The sequence below is a fragment of the Vibrio sp. 10N.222.52.C12 genome, assembly GCF_041474215.1.
Classification (GTDB): domain Bacteria; phylum Pseudomonadota; class Gammaproteobacteria; order Enterobacterales; family Vibrionaceae; genus Vibrio; species Vibrio crassostreae_C.
Genome location: NZ_JBFRTR010000221.1, coordinates 1 through 4,393, shown reverse-complemented (window position 1 = coordinate 4,393; position 4,393 = coordinate 1). Strand labels below are relative to the sequence as shown.

At 42.5% G+C, this 4,393-nt stretch carries 7 protein-coding genes; 4 read left to right on the top strand and 3 right to left on the bottom strand.

Features of this window, described 5'->3' with window-relative positions; translation table 11 throughout:
- Positions 1–85: 85 nt before the first annotated feature.
- The 3 genes from AB4623_RS23905 to AB4623_RS23895 all read right to left on the bottom strand — a co-directional run bounded on the left by AB4623_RS23905 (position 86) and on the right by AB4623_RS23895 (position 1,743).
- A complete protein-coding gene (locus AB4623_RS23905; RefSeq protein ID WP_372147509.1) occupies positions 86–316 on the bottom strand; it encodes a hypothetical protein in 231 nt (76 codons plus the stop codon).
- A gap of 198 nt (positions 317–514) precedes the next feature.
- Positions 515–823 carry a tyrosine-type recombinase/integrase gene (locus AB4623_RS23900; RefSeq protein ID WP_372147507.1) on the bottom strand — a complete coding sequence of 103 codons (309 nt, stop codon included), beginning with the start codon at positions 821–823 and terminating at the stop codon, positions 515–517.
- 314 nt (positions 824–1,137) lie between these two features.
- Positions 1,138–1,743, bottom strand: coding sequence for a S24 family peptidase (locus AB4623_RS23895; protein ID WP_102421383.1), 606 nt, complete (start codon positions 1,741–1,743; stop codon positions 1,138–1,140).
- A 135-nt stretch (positions 1,744–1,878) separates the two neighbouring features.
- On the opposite strand from AB4623_RS23895, the gene AB4623_RS23890 reads away from it, so the two are divergent.
- Genes AB4623_RS23890 through AB4623_RS23875 form a run of 4 tightly spaced genes read left to right on the top strand, consistent with a single transcriptional unit; the run spans position 1,879 to position 4,350 of the window.
- The gene (locus AB4623_RS23890; RefSeq protein WP_017081573.1) at positions 1,879–2,133 is read left to right on the top strand and encodes a pyocin activator PrtN family protein; all 255 of its coding nucleotides are present in this window, start codon (positions 1,879–1,881) and stop codon (positions 2,131–2,133) included.
- Between the two features lie 9 nt (positions 2,134–2,142).
- Positions 2,143–2,325, top strand: coding sequence for a hypothetical protein (locus AB4623_RS23885; protein WP_029224279.1), 183 nt, complete (start codon positions 2,143–2,145; stop codon positions 2,323–2,325).
- 2 nt (positions 2,326–2,327) lie between these two features.
- Positions 2,328–2,486 carry a hypothetical protein gene (locus AB4623_RS23880; protein WP_017081571.1) on the top strand — a complete coding sequence of 53 codons (159 nt, stop codon included), beginning with the start codon at positions 2,328–2,330 and terminating at the stop codon, positions 2,484–2,486.
- A complete protein-coding gene (locus AB4623_RS23875) occupies positions 2,467–4,350 on the top strand; it encodes a replication endonuclease (protein ID WP_372147505.1) in 1,884 nt (627 codons plus the stop codon). The genes AB4623_RS23880 and AB4623_RS23875 overlap by 20 nt, the downstream gene beginning before the upstream one ends.
- Positions 4,351–4,393: the final 43 nt, after the last annotated feature.

Genomic DNA, 4,393 nt, shown 5'->3' with positions numbered 1-4,393 from the left:
ACGCTCAAAAGTCCGCGCAGAGGAAGTCTAAAGAAAACATTACGTTAGACGGAATTTACGCTGAGCTTAGTGCTTAAGGTTCTGTCTATGTATCGTCACTAGGATACTCTAGTAATGTCACGGAGAAAGGAGCGAAGTACATTTCGCCGCGCATCTTCACAGCAATAGAACTAAGCTTCAAGCCTTTCTCGCGAATCTCAGCAATTTTATCTCCGACAGCGCTAAACAACTTACAGTAGCCATCAACCCCAACTTCCTTTGTTGTGGTTGTATCCATTGGAAGTAGTTGAATATTGTAGAATTTAAAATAAGCCATAGGTAACCTTTTGTAATGGGACTTTATATGGCGAGGATAATATCATTACTTTTTATAGGTGCAACTAATTACAGTGATTGTAGTGACGTATCCAGTGTTGTGCATATATTGACTATACAGTGATACTGTGAATATAAACAGTAATTATCAATGGTGATGTATAGCTCTGAGTTGTAATCCGGTTTATTAAATTTAAATCTAAGATAGCTTTTTATGGAGTTTGTGTGGAAATAACTGCGTATAAACCTGCCACAAAATATTCAAGTTTCTATGCCCAGTTACTTGGGCTACTTCTTCAATAGAGTAGCCCTTTGCAAACAACCGACTTGCCCCTTCTCTTCGTAGGCCGTGATACCTCAAATCCTCAATACCCAATTCATTTCTTACTTGCTGCAAACCTGCACTAACACTTCGTGAGTTGTAAGGGAAAATAAGTTCGTCTTTGTTCCTGAATGTTTTCGATTCCCTGTGTATAATCGCCCAATTATTTTTGACTACAATGTCCACTGTGAAGCGTGATTCACCGCTTTGAAGTGTTCTTTTTTAATGCTAAATGATGCCATTCGTCCTACTCCATCGATACGTACTATATGCGTACTGAAAGGGTGAGTTTGGGGCAACTCTAGCAAATTGCTGTATATGTATACAGTGTATAGATTTCGAGTAACACCTTATGAAACCTGACAATACTAGTAAATACGCGGCTAACCGCTTATCCGTTGCACCCATGCTCGATTGGATTGATTAAGCAGCCTTAGCAAGGGCTGAGCTAGTTCGAGGGGTACCATGGGGGTACCGCACTCAATAAATACTTCTACGCGTTATATTCTTTGTCCTGACCAAACCACTTCTCCGATGATTTGGAAATCTTTATGCTCCAAATCTTTTTTGCTTATCTCCCAAGTTTTATAAGTTGGGTTATCGCTTACTACTTCGATTCCTTCCGGTAAGAATTGCAGACGCTTGACTAACAAGGCGCCTTCAAACCGAAATACATAGATCCCATCTGACGCAAAATCATCAATTCTATTTACCATAACCATACTCTGATTCTTGAGTGTTGGCGCCATGCTGTCACCACGAACGGACAAGAGGAATACATTCTCTGGTTTGTAACCGAGGTCTTTACGTAGGTATTTTTCGCTGAAGAGGAGAGCGGTGGAGGGGTCTTCATTTTCGACAAGTGAACCTGAACCGGCACTAGCTTCGACTTCATAGAGTTTTATTGAAACATAGCCTCGAGGAGTGACGCTTCCATGAAGAGCTACCTGTTCTGCTTTAAAAAAAATATCTTCAGGTATCTTCCCCCTATAGCGCCAAGTTTGAATGGTTGAAGTGGAGACTCCCAGGACTTTGGCTAAATCGACGTTCCGGGAAGTCCCAGTCATCTCCTTTAATTCAGATAATTTATCATCAATTATGCTCATTTAATGCTCAAACCTCTCCAAAGTGTGCTTAGTTTGTTTTGAGCCTTTTTTTAGGCTCGAAGCTCATTGAGCATCCATTGAAATGCTTTTGGGGCTCAATTGACCTGAATTAACCAGAGTATCACAGGTGACCAGATGAATATGCAATTCGCATTGCTGGCTCGTTTCGAGAGTCCGACAGTTGAATTAAAGACCGTAAGTCAGGAGTTTTTTGGGATTACGCCAAAAACCGCAGAACAGAAAGCTAAGGCGTGTGACTTTCCTGTTCCTACTTTCAAACTACGCGACTCTGAACGAAGTCCAACGCTGATCAGGGTGGAAGATCTAGCTATGTATATCGAGAAACGATATGAGCTAGCAAAAACCGATTGGCAATCAGTGAATGGATGAGGAGGAATTATGGAAACCCCTATGCATTCTATCAACATCGATTTTACTCATTCCAGTGAAGCTAAGTTGTTACATCGATTAATTGAAAGTCAGTTGAGCCCATCTATTGGGTCCGAGGAGGATAGTTATCTCTCTGTTGTTTTAGGCCAATTTGAAGAAGCAATTGAATTACTTGAAAGTCTGGAGGTGTAGATATGCAAACACCAACAGAGATTCGATTCGATGAGCTGAAATTGATGATTAAGCGCTATCAATATCGTCATGCAAAGTCGCCGCGTCAACGCGAGTTGATTGAGCAACAAGCTAAATTGATAAGTAAGCGAGTATCGAGCTATGCAAGACACAAATCTTAATGTAGAGGATCAGCTCAAAGAGCAGGCCAGTCGTGATGAAGCGACTCGTTTTTCTCTAGAGACGTCAATTGGTCATCATTTTTTTAAGCTGCTCCCCCGTGTTGTTCAGGAGGATATTGAACATCAACTTATCAAGCGTAAAAAGCGTAAGAATCCTGATAGAAGAAATCTCGAACTCTTTGCTGTTGATGTGTTCAGTCACGCCCTAAAACTTTCACCCATTATTGAAGATAAGTTTCCCTTTGCAGATGCACGTAAAGAGGCCAAACCCAAACCAGTCGTGTGCTCAGAGCTGCGACCGTACATTCAACTTGATCACTTTACGCTGACCAATGACGAAGCGTTGGAACGTTTGGCGTTAAACCTGACCGAAGTGTTCCACTATGACATCCGCCAAGTAGAGTTAAAGGAAAGCTACTTGTCTGCTTTAGATATGGCTTATCAAGCGATTGAAACCCAGATGAAGGAAATCCACCTTGAGCCTCCGAAGTTATATATTACCGAACAGATGCCGCTTGAGGATTGTGAGCGTGAATACGAAAGTGCAATTCGTCGTTGTTTGGATGTTCGATATTTAGTGCGCAAGCTCATTTATCTACGGAATCAATATATTGAGTTCGCTCAAATAGCACTTGAGCGGGTTGGGGGCGATAAAGCGCAAAGAAGTTACGTATCGAGTCGTTCATTTGAAATGTGGCGCCGCAAGCAGATAGAAGCCGAAAATTATGTTCAGTCGATGGTTGTCGTCAGTGAAGAGACCGACACCGTTTTTGATTTGAGTGAAGTGGTGAAACGAACGACGGCGAATCATGAAAATCGTCGTATTGAGCTGGTGGTACGCTCTAGAGGTGACGAAGAAAGAGCCATCGATTTAGGTTATGAAGGGGTGTTTATTACTTGGACTTTACCGGGAAAGTATCACCGAAGCTCAAAGCATTGGATTGGGTGTACACCGAAAGAAGCCCATATAAATTTGATGGCTCAGTGGAAAAGAGCGAGAGCTCTTTTCAAAAAACATCAAGTTGATTGGTTTGGTCTTCGGGTGGCGGAACCACATAAAGATGGGACTCCTCACGCGCATTTGTTTTTGTATTGTCCTAAACAGCAGCTTGAGCAACTAGTGGACATATGCCGTCAGATCGCTATAGAGGAAGATAATGAAGAGCTTAAAACAAAGGAACTTCAGGAAAAACGTTTCTTGGCTAAGCAATGTGATCCATCGAAAGGGACGGCAACGGGCTACATCATTAAATACATTTCCAAAAACATTAATGGTGCTCATATGCCAGAGAAAGAAGCGGATGAAAATGCTTTATCGGCTCGTGCATGGGCATCAATTCATAGAATTAAGCAATTTTCTCAATCGGGCTCTCCTGCAGTGGGGCTTTGGCGTCAACTCCGAAGAGCTAAACCATTAGATACCGCATTCGATGAAGAACTTGATTCACTTCGTGCTCACGCTGATAACTCTAGATGGAAGGGTTTTTGTGAATTAGGTAACAAAGCCAAATTAGCTTATGAAGAGCAGTTTAATAAGTATGGTGAGAAGACCAAACGTGTGGTTGGTTTTCGTTGGTTCGGAAAACTTATTGAGACATGCAGCGAGCACTTTCGATTGGTTAAAAAATCGGATCTGAAGCAAGTGCAAGAAGCGCGGAGCGCTTTACCTTGGAGCACTGAAAATAAGTGTAACCCACCTCCGGAAATGGAGATATCCCCACTCGAAAAAGCGCTGATGGACGTGACCGGATGGAGCATTAAAGGGGTTCAATGCTTACTCAAACCGCTGTCGATGGGGGCGAAAATCCCCATTGATAAGCACACCACTCTCAGCCTTATCAACGGACGGTTGGGAGTCACTTAACCCACGCCAACGATGTGAATCAGAGGCCTTTTATCCAAGACCA